The sequence below is a fragment of the Epibacterium sp. ABZ3_068 genome, from assembly GCF_056159265.1.
The window spans coordinates 3213374-3229767 of the sequence record NZ_JBSWUV010000001.1 but is presented as its reverse complement, the minus strand read 5'-3'; the positions used below and the strand labels follow the sequence as shown (position 1 = coordinate 3229767).

The 16394-nt window shown below is 56.4% G+C and carries 17 protein-coding genes; 12 read left to right on the top strand and 5 right to left on the bottom strand.

The features are described from left to right. Positions 1-25: 25 nt before the first annotated feature. Both typA and ACXAEW_RS15485 read right to left on the bottom strand, forming a co-directional pair. Entirely contained in the window at positions 26-1846 is a 1821-nt protein-coding gene (gene typA, locus ACXAEW_RS15490; protein ID WP_474942175.1) for a translational GTPase TypA, read from the bottom strand. Positions 1847-1954: 108 nt separating this feature from the next. Next, entirely contained in the window at positions 1955-2290 is a 336-nt protein-coding gene (locus ACXAEW_RS15485) for an SMR family transporter (RefSeq protein ID WP_474942174.1), read from the bottom strand. 216 nt (positions 2291-2506) lie between these two features. On the opposite strand from ACXAEW_RS15485, the gene ACXAEW_RS15480 reads away from it, so the two are divergent. Next, positions 2507-3283 (top strand): class II glutamine amidotransferase, encoded by a 777-nt coding sequence (locus ACXAEW_RS15480; RefSeq protein WP_474942173.1) that lies wholly within the window; start codon positions 2507-2509, stop codon positions 3281-3283. 4 nt (positions 3284-3287) lie between these two features. Here the strand turns inward: ACXAEW_RS15480 and ACXAEW_RS15475 are convergent, their stop codons facing one another. Genes ACXAEW_RS15475 through ACXAEW_RS15465 form a run of 3 tightly spaced genes read right to left on the bottom strand, consistent with a single transcriptional unit; the run spans position 3288 to position 5355 of the window. Further along, complete coding sequence (locus ACXAEW_RS15475) at positions 3288-4460, bottom strand: HD domain-containing protein (protein ID WP_474942172.1); 1173 nt, start codon at positions 4458-4460, stop codon at positions 3288-3290. A gap of 2 nt (positions 4461-4462) precedes the next feature. Next, a complete protein-coding gene (locus tag ACXAEW_RS15470) occupies positions 4463-4702 on the bottom strand; it encodes a hypothetical protein (protein ID WP_474942171.1) in 240 nt (79 codons plus the stop codon). Continuing rightward, positions 4702-5355 (bottom strand): alpha/beta hydrolase, encoded by a 654-nt coding sequence (locus tag ACXAEW_RS15465; RefSeq protein ID WP_474942170.1) that lies wholly within the window; start codon positions 5353-5355, stop codon positions 4702-4704. The genes ACXAEW_RS15470 and ACXAEW_RS15465 overlap by 1 nt, the downstream gene beginning before the upstream one ends. A gap of 196 nt (positions 5356-5551) precedes the next feature. On the opposite strand from ACXAEW_RS15465, the gene iscR reads away from it, so the two are divergent. From iscR to ACXAEW_RS15410, 11 genes are all read left to right on the top strand, one after another. Beyond that, the gene (gene iscR / locus ACXAEW_RS15460) at positions 5552-6010 is read left to right on the top strand and encodes a Fe-S cluster assembly transcriptional regulator IscR (RefSeq protein ID WP_474942169.1); all 459 of its coding nucleotides are present in this window, start codon (positions 5552-5554) and stop codon (positions 6008-6010) included. A 21-nt stretch (positions 6011-6031) separates the two neighbouring features. Then, positions 6032-7075: a cysteine desulfurase family protein gene (locus tag ACXAEW_RS15455; protein ID WP_474942168.1), complete on the top strand. Its 1044-nt coding sequence runs from the start codon at positions 6032-6034 to the stop codon at positions 7073-7075. A gap of 15 nt (positions 7076-7090) precedes the next feature. Then, complete coding sequence (gene sufB, locus ACXAEW_RS15450; RefSeq protein WP_474942167.1) at positions 7091-8611, top strand: Fe-S cluster assembly protein SufB; 1521 nt, start codon at positions 7091-7093, stop codon at positions 8609-8611. Positions 8612-8614: 3 nt separating this feature from the next. Then, on the top strand, positions 8615-9157 hold the full coding sequence (locus tag ACXAEW_RS15445; RefSeq protein WP_474942166.1) for a hypothetical protein: 543 nt from the start codon (positions 8615-8617) through the stop codon (positions 9155-9157). A gap of 128 nt (positions 9158-9285) precedes the next feature. After that, a complete protein-coding gene (gene sufC / locus ACXAEW_RS15440; protein ID WP_474942165.1) occupies positions 9286-10041 on the top strand; it encodes a Fe-S cluster assembly ATPase SufC in 756 nt (251 codons plus the stop codon). Next, positions 10041-11321: a SufB/SufD family protein gene (locus tag ACXAEW_RS15435; RefSeq protein ID WP_474942164.1), complete on the top strand. Its 1281-nt coding sequence runs from the start codon at positions 10041-10043 to the stop codon at positions 11319-11321. Before sufC ends, ACXAEW_RS15435 begins: the two co-directional genes overlap by 1 nt. Continuing rightward, positions 11321-11809 (top strand): YIP1 family protein, encoded by a 489-nt coding sequence (locus tag ACXAEW_RS15430; protein WP_474942163.1) that lies wholly within the window; start codon positions 11321-11323, stop codon positions 11807-11809. Before ACXAEW_RS15435 ends, ACXAEW_RS15430 begins: the two co-directional genes overlap by 1 nt. Then, positions 11806-12366 (top strand): YIP1 family protein, encoded by a 561-nt coding sequence (locus ACXAEW_RS15425; protein ID WP_474942162.1) that lies wholly within the window; start codon positions 11806-11808, stop codon positions 12364-12366. Before ACXAEW_RS15430 ends, ACXAEW_RS15425 begins: the two co-directional genes overlap by 4 nt. 9 nt (positions 12367-12375) lie before the next feature. Next, complete coding sequence (locus tag ACXAEW_RS15420; protein WP_474942161.1) at positions 12376-13596, top strand: cysteine desulfurase; 1221 nt, start codon at positions 12376-12378, stop codon at positions 13594-13596. Between the two features lie 258 nt (positions 13597-13854). Continuing rightward, entirely contained in the window at positions 13855-15084 is a 1230-nt protein-coding gene (locus ACXAEW_RS15415) for a class I SAM-dependent methyltransferase (RefSeq protein WP_474943048.1), read from the top strand. A gap of 263 nt (positions 15085-15347) precedes the next feature. Further along, positions 15348-16352 (top strand): MBL fold metallo-hydrolase, encoded by a 1005-nt coding sequence (locus ACXAEW_RS15410; protein WP_474942160.1) that lies wholly within the window; start codon positions 15348-15350, stop codon positions 16350-16352. Positions 16353-16394 lie beyond the last annotated feature (42 nt).

Sequence of the window (16394 nt, the reverse complement as noted above, 5' to 3'; positions counted from 1 at the left end):
GCTCATTCGAGCGGCCTTTGGTGTTTTACTGGTTGGCTTTGGCCATCCGCTTCCGTTCGTGCGGATCCAGATAGCGTTTGCGCAGACGCACGTTGTTGGGGGTCACTTCCACCAGCTCGTCGTCATCGATATAGGCAATCGCTTCTTCAAGGCTCAACTTCATCGGAGTGGTCAGACGCACTGCATCGTCTGTGCCAGAAGCACGCACGTTGGTCAGTTTCTTACCTTTGAGCGGGTTCACTTCCAGATCGTTTTCACGGGAGTGTTCGCCAATGATCATGCCCTGGTACACATCTTCCTGCGCACCGATCATCATCTTGCCGCGCTCTTCCAGGTTCCACAGCGCATAGGCAACCGAGGTACCGTTCTCCATAGAGATCAGAACACCGGCGCGACGACCCGGGATCGACCCTTTGTGCGGGGTCCAGCCGTGGAAAACACGGTTCAGAACGCCGGTACCGCGGGTATCCGTCAGGAATTCGCCGTGATAGCCGATCAGGCCACGGGACGGCACATGGGCGATGATCCGCGTTTTGCCTGCACCTGCGGGCTTCATCTCGACCAGTTCACCTTTGCGATGGCCAGTCAGCTTTTCAATCACAACGCCGGAATATTCGTCGTCCACGTCGATGGTGGCTTCTTCAACCGGCTCCATGCGCTGGCCGTTCTCTTCGGTGAACAGAACCTGCGGGCGAGAGATCGACAGTTCGAACCCTTCGCGGCGCATGTTTTCGATCAGAACACCCATCTGCAGCTCGCCACGCCCGGCAACCTCAAAGGCTTCGCCACCGGGGGTGTCAGTCACCTTAATGGCAACGTTTGACTCGGCTTCTTTCATCAGACGGTCGCGGATCACGCGGGACTGAACCTTCTTACCATCGCGGCCAGCCAGCGGGCTGTCGTTGATGCCAAAGGTCACGGTGATGGTGGGCGGGTCAATGGGCTGCGCGGGCAGGGGCTCGTTTACCGAGGTGTCGACCAGAGAGTCCGCAACAGTGGCCGTTGCCATCCCGGCAACGGATACGATGTCACCGGCTTCGGCCACATCAATTGGCTGTTGGGACAGGCCGCGGAAGGCCAGAACCTTGGTGCAGCGGAAGTTTTCAATCAGCTCGCCTTCACGGGTCAGCGCCTTGAGGCTGTCGCCCGCTTTGAGCGTGCCGCTTTCCACACGACCGGTCAGAATACGGCCTATAAACGGGTCTGAACCCAGCGTGGTTGCCAGCATGCGGAAAGGTTCGTCTTTCTTCTCGATCTGCTTGGGCGCAGGCACGTGCTTCACGATCAAGTCAAACAGAGCGGACAGATCCTTGCGCGGGCCATCAAGCGTCATATCGGCCCAGCCGGAACGGCCGGAGGCATACATGGACGGAAAGTCCAGCTGCTCGTCCGAGGCGCCAAGGTTGGCAAACAGGTCAAAACATTCGTCCAGCGCGCGGTCGGGTTCTCCGTCGGGCTTGTCAACTTTGTTCACAACCACAATCGGACGCAACCCCAGCGCGAGCGCCTTGGAGGTCACGAATTTGGTTTGCGGCATCGGGCCTTCAGCGGCGTCCACCAGCAGAACCACACCATCAACCATGGAGAGGATGCGCTCAACCTCGCCACCGAAATCCGCGTGGCCGGGGGTATCAACAATGTTGATCCGTGTGTTGTTCCACTCAACCGAAGTCGCCTTGGCGAGAATGGTGATCCCGCGTTCGCGTTCCAGATCGTTGCTGTCCATAGCCCGTTCGGCTACGGCCTGGTTTTCGCGGAACGCGCCGGATTGTTTCAATAGCTCGTCAACCAGGGTGGTTTTCCCGTGGTCAACGTGGGCGATGATCGCAATATTGCGCAGGTCCATAGTATCAGCCTTCTAAAGGAGTTGCGCCGCCCATAGCGTGAACGGCCTCAGAAGGCCAGCGAAAAGAAGTGCAGGCGCAGCATGATAAATTGGGCTGCTGAATTTTGATCAATGTCCCGCAGTTTTGGAAAACAGATGGATCACCAAAATCCCCAAAAGGATCAAAGAGATGCCCAATACCGCCGGCAGATCCAGCGTCTGACCGAACACAATATAGCCAATTGCGGCGATCAGGACGATGCCGAGCCCGGACCAGATCGCATAGACAATGCCGACCGGCATAAAGGCCAGCGTCTTGCCCAGAAGATAGAATGAAACACCATAGGCCACCACCACCAGGAGCGACGGCATTAAGCGGGTGAATTGCTGACTGGCCTGCAACGCGCTGGTCCCAATGGTTTCGGCCAGAACTGCAAGGATCAGCAGAAGATAAGGCTGAGGCATGGGTATCTCCACATGACAGGATCTGCACCCAAAAGGCCTGAAAACGGCACGCCATGCAATCCTGTTTCGAGCCGCCCTCACAAAAGCGTGCCAATGCCTTATCTTTGCACAGGTTTCTGTGCAGTATGGGATCTCGCGAGGACGTGATGAGTTTTGTATAGACTCGCGGCGTTAGACGACCGGGGCGTTTTCCGGTCATGTGTATGAGGACAGGCAATGTGCAGATGGGCAGCCTATTTGGGGCAAGAGATTTATCTGGAAGACATCATCGCCACGCCGGGGCATTCACTGATTGCCCAAAGCATCGGGGCAACGCAGTGTAAGACCACAACAAACGGCGACGGATTCGGGGTGGCCTGGTACGGCAGCCGTGCGGAACCGGGCCTGTTTCGGGATGTGTTTCCAGCCTGGTCCGATCCGAACCTGCGGGCACTGGCGCATCAGGTGAAATCGCGACTGTTCCTGTCCCATGTGCGGGCCTCCACCGGCTCTGCCACCAGCCGCAACAACTGCCACCCGTTTGTGGCGGGCCGCTGGTCCTTCATGCACAACGGGCAGGTGGGCGGTTTTGACAGCTTCCGCCGGACTGCCGACATGAAAATCCCGGATACGCTCTACCCGCACCGTAAAGGCGCAACCGACAGCGAGGTTCTGTTCCTTTGTGCCTTGAAACATGGGCTGGACGAGGATCCGAAATCCGCGTTGGAACGATCCGTGGCCGAAATGGAGACACTTTCGCGCCAGTCCGGCGTTACGCCCCATATGCGCCTGTCAGTGGCAGTCTCTGACGGGGTCCGCCTGTTTGCTGCCCGCTATTCTTCTGACGACATCGCGCCTTCGGTCTATTACCGCTGGAGCGATACGCGCGCAGGCTGGGCGGTGGTTTCAGAACCTTTGGAGGCGGATGAGGACGGCTGGACCGCGCTGGCACCGGGCGAATTCCTCGAGATTTCAGAAGCGGGCGCAAAGACCGAAAGCTTCACACCCGCCTGACGTCTCACGCACGACCGTTTTCAACAAACCAGTCAGCGACCTTGGGGCGCACATGCTCCCAAACCCGAGCGGCGCCGCGCAGGACCTTGTCCCCGACGCGGCGATCAAGCTGTTCAAGGCTCACGTCATAATCCAGCCAGCTGCCACCGCCATTGGCGAGGTTCAACAAGACCGGCTGCACGCGGTCGATGGATTTGGCAAATACAGCCTCCGGGGATTGTGCGGCCTCAAACTCCTCCCAGATCTCGCGCAGATCCCGGGCCTGCGCATCTGGCAACAGGCCAAAGATACGGTCCGCCGCCGCCTGTTCTTTGGCTTCGACCTTGGCCAATGCTGCGGCGCTGACAACCCCGTGTATGGGGGCGTCACCCGCGTCGATTTCCACGAGATCATGCAGGATCAACATGGTCAGTACCCTCAACAGGTCCACCTGATCTTTGGCATGATCCGCAAAGACCCAGGCGAACATCAGGATATGCCAGGAATGTTCCGCAGAGTTTTCATGCCGCGACCCGTCTCCCAGTTTCGAGGCACGCAGCACGTGTTTCAACAGGTCCGCCTCATTCAGGAATGCAACCTGGGCCGGAAAATCGCCCGCGTCCCGTGGCGCAAAGACCCCTTCAAGAGCGTCTCGCAAGTAGTTGTAAGCGATCGGCAAGTTCTGCTTCAACGAAACCGCGCGCCCGGTTTCGATATTCTCTCGGCAGATTGCGACGTGGTCGGCAGGTGGATTGCTTCCACAGAGGGTTTGAAACAGCGGTTGTGCGCGGTCCAGTGCTTTTGCGAATTGGGCGTCGGGCGTCTCATTCGCCTCAAACTCATGCCAAATAGCGGAAAGCTTTTGCCCTTGCTCAGTTGGTAACAGGCCAAAGATCCGTGCCGCCGCGCGTTCTTCGGCTTGTGCAACCGCAGCCCAGTCAACCTCTTCATGGATGGGGTGATCGCCGACGTCGATTTCAACGATGTCGTGGAGCAGCAGCATCTGGATGACCCGCAGGACCTGCACCCCTTCAGGCGCGTGATTTTGCAGCACAAGCGCATAAAGTGCCAGATGCCAGCTGTGTTCTGCTGAATTTTCTACCCGCGAGCCGTCCAGCAGGTTGTTATGCCTGTTCACCCCCCGCAGCTTTTCAATTTCGGTTAAGAATTCTAGCTGCTGCGCGAGGGTATTTTGCACGTTTAGTCCTTTGGCTCTATTGCAGCCTGCGCGGCCGCGATCTTTTTTTCGAGAAATATTCGGGCCTTTTGCTCCGCCAGGCGCACGCGCACCTCGGTCAAAAAGGCCTCTTCCAGGGATTGGGAGGCGGCCCCCAATACCTGGGCCACCTCCATATAAAGACGATCCTCACCCAAAGCGTCCTGCACCTTGAGCGTATCCGCGGCCAGTTTCTGGGCGAGGGAGTCCAGCGTGGATGACATCAGCGGGTATTTTCCGTCAGACGGCGTTTTACGTAATCCGAAACGCTGCCAACCATCGTGTCCATATGCTGATCCTGGAAGAAGTGATCCGCACCTTCCACCTCGGTATGGGTGATGGTGATCCCCTTCTGCTCATGCAGCTTGTTGACCAGGCTTACGGTGTCTGCAGGCGGTGCCACACGGTCCGCAGTGCCATTGATGATCAAGCCAGACGACGGGCAGGGGGCAAGGAACGAAAAGTCATACATGTTTGCAGGCGGCGCGACCGAGATAAATCCGGTGATTTCCGGACGGCGCATCAACAGCTGCATGCCGATCCAGGCGCCGAAGGAGAAGCCCGCAACCCAGCAATGCTTGGAGTTGTTGTTCATGGACTGCAGGTAATCCAGCGCCGATGCGGCATCGGACAGCTCACCCACGCCCTGATCATATTCGCCCTGGCTGCGTCCGACGCCACGGAAGTTAAACCGAAGGACGGTAAACCCCATGTTATAAAACGCATAGTGCAGGTTATAGACGACCTTGTTGTTCATCGTTCCGCCAAACTGCGGGTGGGGATGAAGCACAATTGCAATCGGTGCGTCACGTTCTTTTTGCGGGTGGTAGCGGCCTTCCAGGCGGCCTTCGGGTCCAGGAAAAATGACCTCAGGCATGGGCGGGTTTATCCTACTCTCGTTTTACGCTCGCTGATCCGATGCAAATTCTTGACGAAATCTCTCGGGCAGATTAGAACGGTTCTAATTTGTTGATGTTGGACCTTGCCGAAACATCGTCCCGATGAGATACGCACAGTTGTTCAAAACGTCAATGATTTCGCGGGCGCACGCGCCGTTTGGGAGGCATAAGACAATGAAGCTATCGACAAAAGGCCGCTACGCGATGGTCGCGCTGGCAGATATTGCCCTTCAGCCCTCAGATGTTCTGGTGGCGCTTGGGGATATTTCCAAACGGCAGGACATCTCACTTGCCTATCTTGAGCAGCTCTTTGTAAAGCTGCGCCGCGCTGATCTGGTGTCATCGGTCCGTGGACCGGGGGGAGGCTATCGCTTGTCTCGTCCTGCCTCCGAAATCCGGGTCATTGATATTCTGTCCGCGGTCGAAGAAACCATTGATGCCATGCACAAAGGGGCCGGGGCTTCCGGGGGATTGTCCGGCAGCCGTGCGCAGTCGCTGACAAACCGCCTGTGGGAGGGGTTGAGCGCGCATGTTTATGTCTTCCTGCATCAGACCCGTCTGTCCGATGTGATCCAGAACGAACTTGCGCCATGTCCGGCAGTGCCAAGCCTGTTCGATGTTGTCGACGATTAATTCTGTGCATCAAACCGCATCATGACCCGAGTTTACCTGGACCATAACGCCACAGCCACGCTGCGCCCCGAAGCGCGCGCAGCGATGGCTGCCGCGATGAATGTATGCGGAAACCCGTCTTCGGTTCACGCAGAAGGCCGCAAAGCCAAAGCACTGGTTGAAAAGGCCCGCGCACAGATCGCTGCTGCCTTTGGCGCAGACGGTGCGGATCTGGTCTTTACGTCGGGATCAACAGAGGGGGCCGCACTCGCACTTGGCGGTCGGGGACTGCACGGCGCAGCAGTTGAACATGACGCTGTAAGGTCTTGGATTAAAGAAGACCTTTGTGTTGATGAAGACGGCGTTGTGGCTGTTACAGAACCATCAAAATGCACCCTTCAACTGGCCAATTCGGAAACCGGAATCATTCAAACCCTGCCTGAAGGTCTGGCCGTAACCGATGCCACTCAGGCGTTTGGGAAACTCCCGGTCGCATTCAACTGGATGGGTGCAACCATGGCGCTCATCTCTGGTCATAAACTGGGTGGGCCAAAGGGGATTGGGGCCATCGTCATGAAACGCGGCACCGATCTTGCGGCGCAAATCAAAGGCGGAGGCCAAGAGATGGGCCGTCGTTCCGGGACTGAAAATGTCATTGGAATCGCGGGCTTCGGAGCCGCAGCTGAAGCGGCAGCACGGGATCTGGCAAATGGCGTTTGGGACGAAATCGCTGAATTTAGAAATATTCTAGAAAACGCCCTTGTGGCTGGCGCGCAAGAGACTATTTTTGTCGGGAAAGATGTACGGCGTTTACCTAATACCTCATGTTTCGCAACACCGGGGTGGAAGGGGGAGACCCAGGTCATGCAGATGGATCTGGCCGGGTTTGCTATCAGTGCCGGCAGCGCCTGCTCCAGCGGAAAGGTGCGTGCAAGCTCGGTGCTGACGTCGATGGGGATCGCACCAGAGATCGCACAATGTGCCATCCGGGTCTCTTTGGGGCTTGAGACAACAAAAGATGATGTTCTGCGCTTTGCTGATGCGTGGATAGAAAAACAAAAGAAACACCGCGCCCGCATGGCGTGACCGTAGGAGATGACAATGGCCGCTTTGGATAAATTTGAAGCCAAGGAAGGCGTCGATCAGGATACCGTCGACGCAGTGCGCGAGATAAGCACTTATAAATATGGTTGGGACACAGATATCGAGATGGAATACGCCCCCAAAGGCGTAAACCCCGATATCGTGCGTCTGATCTCGGAAAAGAACGAAGAGCCTGAGTGGATGACCGAATGGCGTCTGCAGGCGTTTGAACGCTGGGAAAAGCTGGACGAGCCGGACTGGGCGATGGTCACCTACCCAAAGATCGACTTTCAGGACCAGTATTACTACGCCCGTCCAAAGAGCATGGAAGTAAAGCCCAAGTCGCTGGATGAGGTCGACCCCAAGCTGTTGGCCACTTACGAAAAGCTCGGCATCCCGTTGAAAGAACAGATGATTCTGGCTGGCGTCGAGGGGGCCGAAGACATGCCCGCCGAAGGTCGCAAAGTTGCGGTGGACGCGGTATTTGACTCGGTTTCCGTGGGCACAACGTTCCAGGCAGAGCTGAAGAAAGCCGGCGTGATTTTCTGTTCGATCTCGGAAGCGATCCGTGAACATCCCGAACTGGTCAAGAAATACCTGGGCACCGTGGTTCCGGTCAGCGACAACTATTACGCCACGCTGAACTCGGCCGTGTTCTCGGACGGCTCCTTTGTATATATCCCGCCGAACACCCGCTGCCCGATGGAACTGTCCACCTATTTCCGCATCAACGCGGAAAACACGGGCCAGTTCGAACGCACCCTGATCATCGCCGATAAAGGCAGCTATGTCAGCTATTTGGAAGGCTGTACGGCTCCGCAACGCGACACTGCGCAACTGCATGCCGCTGTGGTTGAGATCATCGTCGAAGAAGACGCCGAAGTGAAATACTCTACCGTTCAGAACTGGTTCCCTGGTGATGAAAACGGCAAAGGCGGCATCTATAACTTTGTGACCAAACGCGCCGACTGCCGGGGCGACCGCTCCAAAGTGATGTGGACCCAGGTTGAGACCGGCTCTGCCGTGACCTGGAAATATCCGTCCTGCATCCTGCGTGGAGAAGAAAGCCAGGGCGAGTTCTACTCAATCGCGATCACCAACAACTATCAGCAGGCCGATACCGGCACCAAAATGATCCACCTTGGCAAAAACACCAAGTCGCGGATCGTATCCAAAGGGATCTCGGCCGGGAAGGCGCAGAACACCTATCGCGGTCTTGTCTCCATGCATCCCAAGGCAAAGGACAGCCGGAATTACACCCAGTGTGATAGCCTGTTGATCGGATCGGAATGTGGAGCCCACACGGTGCCTTACATCGAGGTCAAGAACAACAGCAGCCGCGTGGAGCATGAGGCCACAACCTCCAAAGTGGACGACGACCAACTGTTCTACTGCCGCCAGCGCGGCATGGACGAGGAAGAGGCGGTCGCTTTGGTCGTGAACGGCTTCTGCAAAGAAGTGCTGCAGGCGCTGCCGATGGAATTTGCGATGGAAGCCCAGCAGCTTGTCGCAATCAGCCTGGAAGGTTCGGTGGGCTAATACGTGGCGGACGAGGATTTCCAGAACCGGGTGAACCGCATCGCCAACCGTCATGAGACGGAGCAAAATCTGCGGTCAGGTCAACGACCACGGTCAGGCCCTTTTGGAAAAGGGTCGCGTGGGCGCTACGCAGTCAGCCTGTTTGGCGCTTTGGCGTCTGGATTTCTTACGGTTATTCTTGTGCGCTATGTGCGCTTTCACCTGACCGGTGAGGGAAGTGTAGCGGATGCGGTGGCATTCTTGCTGGATGCGGGCATTTCGATTGTTGCCTGTATCGCGATTAAAGAGATGTTCAAGCTCCACGAACCGGAGTTGAAAGCGGCACAGGGCATTGGTGTCTTTTTGATGGTGATGGGAATGCACAATCTGGTCTTCTGGGCGCCCAAGGCGATGGAGACGCTGTTCTCGCCCGCATGGGTCAAGGAGCAGCGGCAAGACGCAATGCCCAATTCTCTATGGGTCGGCGTTCAATACATCCAAATCGGTCCTAAACAGCAGCAAACAACTACGGCACCGGAAAGAGCCGCGGTGGTCTACCGCAACTGAAAAAATGAAGATAGGCGGCAAGATCCAATACCCGGATCAGTCGCCCCGAAAAAACGGCACTGTTTGGTGCGCTACGAAATGACAGCGGCCGCACTCGGACGCTCAAACCGACGATAAACGAGGAAAAAATGCTCGAAATCAAGAACCTGCACGTCAAACTTGAAGACGAAGACAAGCAGATCCTGAAAGGTGTGGATCTGAAAGTGGAAGCCGGTAAGGTGCATGCCATCATGGGGCCGAACGGCTCTGGCAAATCCACACTGTCATATGTGCTGTCCGGTCGTGACGGTTATGAGGTCACCGAGGGCTCTGCCTCACTGGGTGGTGAAGAACTGCTGGAGCTGGAAGCGGAAGAGCGCGCGGCATTGGGCCTGTTTCTCGCGTTCCAATACCCGGTCGAAATTCCCGGCGTTGGCAATATGACCTTCCTGCGTACAGCCGTGAACGCACAACGCAAGGCACGAGGTGAAGAAGAACTGTCCGCTGGCGATTTCCTGAAGATCATTCGCGAAAAAGCAAAAACCCTGAAAATTGACGCAGACATGCTGAAGCGCCCGGTCAACGTGGGCTTCTCGGGCGGTGAAAAGAAGCGCAACGAGATCCTGCAGATGGCAATGCTGGAGCCAAAGATGTGCATTCTGGACGAGACCGACTCCGGCCTCGACGTGGACGCAATGAAACTGGTTTCCGAAGGTGTAAATGCCCTGCGGGACGAAGGTCGTGGCTTCCTGGTGATCACCCACTATCAGCGTTTGCTGGATCACATCAAACCGGACGTCGTGCACATCATGGCGAATGGTCGTATCGTCAAAACCGGTGGTCCAGAGCTGGCGCTGGAAGTTGAGAACAACGGCTATGCCGACATTCTGGCGGAGATCGCATAATGGCGCTGCCTGAATTGAAACAAACCGCAACAGAGGCGCGGCTGGCCGCGCTGACGTTGCCCGAGGGCGGTTGTCTTGAAACCGCGCGTGCCGCAGCGCTGTCGCGCGTTCAGACGCTGGGATTGCCAGACCGCCGGGATGAGTATTGGAAGTACACGCGCCCGGATACGCTGGTGACCGCAGAAGCGCCGACCGCTGGGGTTTTTGCGTCTGATGAGGCGCCGGTCTTTGATGATTTTGACCGCCTGAAGATTGTTTTTGTCGACGGTGTCTTTGACGCCGAAGCCTCTGACGATCTGAGCCTGGAAGGCGTCGAAATTGATCGCCTGGCGGATGCCGCAGTCAAGGACATTCATTGGATCAAGGACTTATACGGCGTTCTTGAAGCGTGTGGCCAGTCCCCGGTGGCCCGCCCGCTGGCGGCACTGAACACCGCTTATGCAACGGATGGTGTGGTGATCCATGTGACCGCAAAACCCTCCAAGCCGATCAGCTTGATCTACAAACATGGCAAAGAGGATTCCGATGCGATCCTGCACCATGTGATCCGCGTTGAAAGCGGTGCAGAGGCGACCATTCTGGAGAACGGTCCCGCAGCGTCGCGGTTTAACAAAGTGTGTGAAATCGACATCGCAGACGGGGGTGCATTGCATCACATCCGCGCCCAGGGTCGCGACCACGAACGCCGCGCGGCAACTCATATGTTCACGCGCCTCGGGTCCGAGTCTGTCTTCAAGTCTTTCACCCTGACCGTTAACGGTGTTCTGACCCGCAACGAACACGTGATCGAACTGACCGGAGACGACGCAGTGGCCCATGTGGCCGGCGCCTGTGTTGGCGATGGTGACTTCCATCACGACGACACAGTTTTTATCACACATGACGCGGTGAATTGTGAAAGCCGTCAGGTGTTCAAAAAGGTCCTGCGCAATGGCGCGACCGGCGTGTTCCAGGGCAAGATCCTTGTGAAGGAAGGCGCGCAAAAGACTGATGGATATCAGATTTCCCAGTCTTTGCTGTTGGATGACGACAGCCAGTTCCTCGCCAAGCCTGAGCTTGAGATCTATGCCGATGATGTGGCCTGTTCACACGGGTCCACATCTGGTGCGATCGACGAAGAAGCGCTTTTCTACCTGCGTTCTCGGGGCGTTCCACATGGGGCTGCAACGGATCTTCTAACACTTGCCTTCCTCGCAGAAGCCGTGGAGGAGGTGGAAGATGAGACCATTGCAGCTTCACTTGTTGATCGCCTCGAAGGCTGGCTGGCCCGGCGTCGCTGATGGCGATTACAACTGATATTTTGCTGACATATAAAGGGCCGCGCCAGGTTTTGGCGCGGCTCCTGTCCGCAGGCCCGCGCGAAGACCGTCTGGTTGCGCTTGCCATGGGCAGCTGCGTGGTGATGTTCATCGCCCAGTTGCCGCGTTTGGCTCGTGTGGCCCATCTGACGGATCAGGATCTGAACACGCTGATGGGCGGCTCCCTTCTGGCCATCGTCTTTATGCTGCCCTTGATCCTTTATGGACTGGCTTTTCTGTTCCACATTCTGGCCCGGGCTTTTGGCGGCAAAGGGCAGGGGTTTCAATCACGCCTCGCCCTGTTCTGGGCCATGATGGCCGCCAGCCCGCTGATGCTGCTGAATGGTCTGGTTGCCGGTTTTATTGGCAATGGTCCTGCGCTGTCTTTTGTTGGTGGCTTGTGGTGCGCAGCCGTTTTGTGGTTTCTGTTGACCGGTCTGCATGAGGCATACTGGAGAAGGCAACGATGATTGCAATCAGACCTTTAATTGGTCAAACCATCCAAGCGCCATCCCAGGCGGCAAGGTTCATATTGTCGCTGCCTCTCTCGAACGAGGTCGCGTGGACAGGGTTTGCTCTGGTGCAAGTCCTCAGCGCGATGGTCATGATCGTTCAGTCTCTGCTCTTCGTTCTGATGGGGTCAACAGCCGTGTTCTTTTCGGCGGTCGAATATCTTGTGCTGAACGTGGTTGTTCAGCTCCTTGCTGTTGCGGCTTTGACTGGGGTCGGCCGTTGGCTGGGGGGAACCGGGTCTTTCGTCAAAATGCTGATCGCCATCACCTGGGTAGGTTTCGTACAGACGCTACTGGTAGCCTGTGTGGTTTTTGCGGCGTTTGTATCGCCAGCATTATCCGAGATCCTGGGCCTGGTTGTCATCCTCGGAGCGCTTTATGTGCTGGTGCATTTTATTAACGAAGTGCATCAGTTCAATTCAATGTGGCGCGCGGTGGGAACCTTTATGCTGGCCATTGTCTCCATATCCTTCGTGTTCACCCTGTTATTACAATACATCTCGACCGGCCTATAGGGGCAGCTAATGTACGAAATTGACAAAATCCGCGCTGACTTTCCGATCCTGTCACGAGAAGTGAACGGAAAGCCGCTGACCTATTTGGACAATGGTGCCTCAGCGCAAAAGCCGCAGGTGGTGATTGATGCGATCACGCGTGCCTATGCGGAGGAATATTCCAATGTTCACCGCGGCTTGCATTACCTTTCTAACCTGGCCACCGAAAAGTATGAATCCGTCCGTGGAACCATTGCACGGTTCCTGAATGCCAGGCACGAGGATCACATCGTCCTGAATTCAGGCACCACCGAAGGCATTAACCTTGTGGCCTATGGCTGGGCCATGCCAAGTATGGAAGCCGGAGATGAGATTGTCCTGTCGGTGATGGAACACCACGCAAATATCGTACCGTGGCATTTTCTGCGGGAACGGCAGGGCGTGGTTCTGAAGTGGGTCGATACCGAGCCCGACGGATCGCTTGACCCGCAAAAGGTGATTGACGCCATCGGCCCCAAGACCAAGCTGGTTGCAGTGACCCAGTGTTCAAACGTTCTGGGCACTATTGTCGATGTCAAAGCCATCACTTCAGGTGCCCAGGCCAAGGGGGTTCCCGTCCTTGTAGATGGATCGCAAGGTGCGGTTCATATGCCCGTTGATGTTCAGGACATTGGTTGCGATTTCTATGCCATCACTGGCCATAAGCTGTACGGCCCCTCTGGCTCTGGTGCGATCTATGTGAAACCCGAGCGGATGGCACAAATGCGCCCCTTCATCGGAGGTGGTGACATGATCAAGGAAGTGTCCAAGGATCAGGTTATCTATAACGATCCACCGACGAAGTTCGAGGCCGGAACACCTGGTATCGTTCAGACCATCGGGTTGGGGGTTGCGCTGGATTACATGATGGGGCTGGGGATGGAGAATATCGCTGCCCATGAAGCCTCTTTGCGCGACTATGCTGTCGAACGTTTTGCCGGCCTCAACTGGCTGAACATTCAGGGCCACGCCCCCGGCAAAGCCGCCATCTTTAGCTTCACGCTGGATGGGGCAGCCCATGCCCATGACATTTCGACCATTCTGGACCGCAAAGGTGTTGCGGTACGGGCAGGTCATCATTGCGCAGGGCCGTTGATGGAGCACCTCGGCGTGACAGCCACCTGCCGCGCGTCCTTTGGGCTTTATAATACAAAAGACGAAGTCGATACGCTCATCGACGCCCTTGAGCTTGCGCACGAACTCTTTGCGTAAGGATCACGACCACAGCTTGTTCCGCGCGACCGCCCTGATTTCGCGCGGAACATATTGTTTTATTACAAACCACTACATGGCTTTTCGCATCTCACAGCCTGACACATTTTAGCGAAAACCCCTGAAAATTCTTTTCGAGTTTACGTTATCTTCAGTCCGCTTTGCGACCAATTCCCTCTGATGGCATTTGCTCCAACTGAGGGAAAACAAAAATTGCGTAATAGCCAAACGACGGACCGCAGAAACATACCGGGGCAAATAAACCTGATACAGGACGAACTTTCACAGGACATCGCAGCAACTGAGTTGGCGGACGCATGTGTCGAAAAGGCAAAAACACTTCCCTTGACGGATGGGGGCCAGCAGACGGCCTTGCTCTTGCAGGATGCGCTTGATCTGGACCCGCATCACCATGAAGCCCAAATCCTGCGCGAGCGTCTTTTTCAGATGTGCGTGCCACGCTGGCACTTTTCGATGCTTGCGGACACATCGCGCAACCAAGCCTACGCGCAGGCAATTGCAGCCAAGGTCAGACCCGGTGACATCGTGCTGGACATCGGCTGCGGGGCAGGGTTGACGGCAATGCTTGCTGCACGGGCGGGAGCAAAACACGTCTACACCTGCGAACAGCAGCCCTTGATTGCGCAGGCTGCGCGTCAGGTGATTGCCGACAACGGGCTGAGCGAGCGGATCACGGTGATCCCGAAACTGTCCCATAACCTGATTGTTGGCGTGGATATTCCCGAGGCGGCGGATGTTGTGGTATCCGAAATCGTAGACACGGTATTGTTGGGCGAAGGGGCTCTGGCCACATTGACCCATGCCATGGCCGCGCTGGCCAAACCCAATGCCCGCGCCATCCCGGAGCACGGGACTTTGATGGCGCAAGTCGTGGAAAGCGACCGGCTTCTGGACATCTGGCGCCCGAAAAAGGCGGAGGGCTTTGACCTCTCGGCCTTCCACCGGTTTGCAAATGTCGCAGCGATCACCCCCAATGACTTTTCGGTCTGCGGGCTGCGCCCCTTGGGGCCGCAAACGGATCTTTTCCACTTTGACTTTACCCGTCCCAATATCAAACCAGCTGCTGTATCGACTGATCTCACCGTCACCGAAACAGGCATGGCGCATGCGGTATTTGTCAGCTTTGTCATGGAGTTGGCGCCAGGAATTCGAGTCACCAATGATGTGCAGTCCAACGGCCACTGGGGGCGCACGGCATTCCTGCTAGAACAGCCAAATCCCATTCAAAGCAGAGGGCAGATATCTGTTACCGCTCAGCATGATTCAGAACAGCTCAGCCTCTGTGTCGGGGAGTTCGTCACGGAAGACCAAAACGCAAGGCCCTGCACCCTGTGGATGAGCCGATCCTGGGGCGACGGGACCGCTGACACCAACGAAACCGAACCGGCACCCGCAGTGCTTAGCCTGCATGGCACCCCAAGGGAAGTTTCAGATGGACCTTTGCCCAAGCCGCTTCCCTTTCACTGATCCCCGAAACCCCAAGGTGCGTTCTTGGGGGCTTCGGGATATTCTGAGCCGCAGTGCTGTTGGGAACCCAAGTGCGCGGTATCCGCTCAGCCGTGGACCATCAATTGGCGGAAACCGCGCAAGTTTTTGAACAAGACCTATCGCGTGAATGAACCTTCCGTGGACACTGGAGCCACAAGCTGCCTGCGTGCTGGCTGTGTTTGGGCCGAAGCTCAGACCATTGCTCCGACGCGGCGCTTGCCATGACTCTGGGAGGAGAACACATGCGCGATTTAACATTAACGCGTCGCCACGCTTTGTTTGGGGCGGCGGCAATAGCCGGGACAGTGGGCACCGGTTTCACAGCGAGGCCATCCCTGGCCAAAGCGCCGCTGGCAACAGATCAGGCACCTTATTTCTATCGCTTCAAACATGGCTCCATGCAGGGGACCGTCATATCAGACGGGATCCTGCCATTGGGAGAGCCTTCAGCCAGTTTTCTGGGAACCACAAAGGAAGAAGTCAGCGGTATCCTGACCGGCAACTTTCTGGATCCGAACAACGTTATTTTGGAACAGAATATTCTGGTGCTGAATACAGGCTCTAAATTGGTTCTTTTTGATACCGGGATGGGCGATTCACAGATGTTTGGCCCAACCACAGGCCGGATGATGGAAAATCTGGCTGCTGCAGGGATTGATCCGGCTGACATTGACGCCGTTGTCTGTACACATGCCCACTGCGACCACGTCTGGGGGATCATGTCGCCAAGCGGTGAACGCAATTTCCCCAATGCTCAGATCTATATCTCGCAGACTGACTTCGAGTTCTGGACAGATGAGGCAAAGCTGGGCTGGTCCGAGCCCGGATATATGAATGCCTTTGTTGATGGTGCGCGGCGCAACCTGATGCCAAACCGTGACAGGATCATCTTTGTCAAAGATGGCGAAGAATTCCTGCCCGGCATCCAGGCGGTGTCCGCCCCCGGCCACACGTTGGGGCACATGATGTTCCTGATCACATCCGAGGGGCAAACACTGGCAGCCATTGGCGATACGACACATCACCATGTGCTGTTGCTGGAACGGCCCTTGATGGAATTTGCCTTTGATACGGATCCCAAATTGTCGGCACAGACCCGGTTCAAAGTCCTGGATATGCTTGCCCAGGAACGGATTCCCATGATCGCATATCACTTCCCATGGCCAGGCATCGGACATATTGCAAGGGCAGGCGAAGGGTTCCATTTCTATCCTGCGCCGATGATCATGCAAACTCTGCCAAGCTAAAACCGCAGGCCCCGCGTTCCGATGAGCGGTTTGCGCTCGTAT

Coding starts and splice junctions, on each gene's coding strand:
- ACXAEW_RS15470 (WP_474942171.1), bottom strand. CDS start 4,702: ATGTCATCCACGCTGGACTCCCTCGCCCAGAAACTGGCCGCGGATACG.
- ACXAEW_RS15455 (WP_474942168.1), top strand. CDS start 6,032: ATGACCCGAGTTTACCTGGACCATAACGCCACAGCCACGCTGCGCCCC.
- ACXAEW_RS15425 (WP_474942162.1), top strand. CDS start 11,806: ATGATTGCAATCAGACCTTTAATTGGTCAAACCATCCAAGCGCCATCC.
- ACXAEW_RS15430 (WP_474942163.1), top strand. CDS start 11,321: ATGGCGATTACAACTGATATTTTGCTGACATATAAAGGGCCGCGCCAG.
- iscR (WP_474942169.1), top strand. CDS start 5,552: ATGAAGCTATCGACAAAAGGCCGCTACGCGATGGTCGCGCTGGCAGAT.
- ACXAEW_RS15480 (WP_474942173.1), top strand. CDS start 2,507: ATGTGCAGATGGGCAGCCTATTTGGGGCAAGAGATTTATCTGGAAGAC.
- ACXAEW_RS15410 (WP_474942160.1), top strand. CDS start 15,348: ATGCGCGATTTAACATTAACGCGTCGCCACGCTTTGTTTGGGGCGGCG.
- typA (WP_474942175.1), bottom strand. CDS start 1,846: ATGGACCTGCGCAATATTGCGATCATCGCCCACGTTGACCACGGGAAA.
- ACXAEW_RS15485 (WP_474942174.1), bottom strand. CDS start 2,290: ATGCCTCAGCCTTATCTTCTGCTGATCCTTGCAGTTCTGGCCGAAACC.
- ACXAEW_RS15420 (WP_474942161.1), top strand. CDS start 12,376: ATGTACGAAATTGACAAAATCCGCGCTGACTTTCCGATCCTGTCACGA.
- ACXAEW_RS15435 (WP_474942164.1), top strand. CDS start 10,041: ATGGCGCTGCCTGAATTGAAACAAACCGCAACAGAGGCGCGGCTGGCC.
- sufB (WP_474942167.1), top strand. CDS start 7,091: ATGGCCGCTTTGGATAAATTTGAAGCCAAGGAAGGCGTCGATCAGGAT.
- sufC (WP_474942165.1), top strand. CDS start 9,286: ATGCTCGAAATCAAGAACCTGCACGTCAAACTTGAAGACGAAGACAAG.
- ACXAEW_RS15465 (WP_474942170.1), bottom strand. CDS start 5,355: ATGCCTGAGGTCATTTTTCCTGGACCCGAAGGCCGCCTGGAAGGCCGC.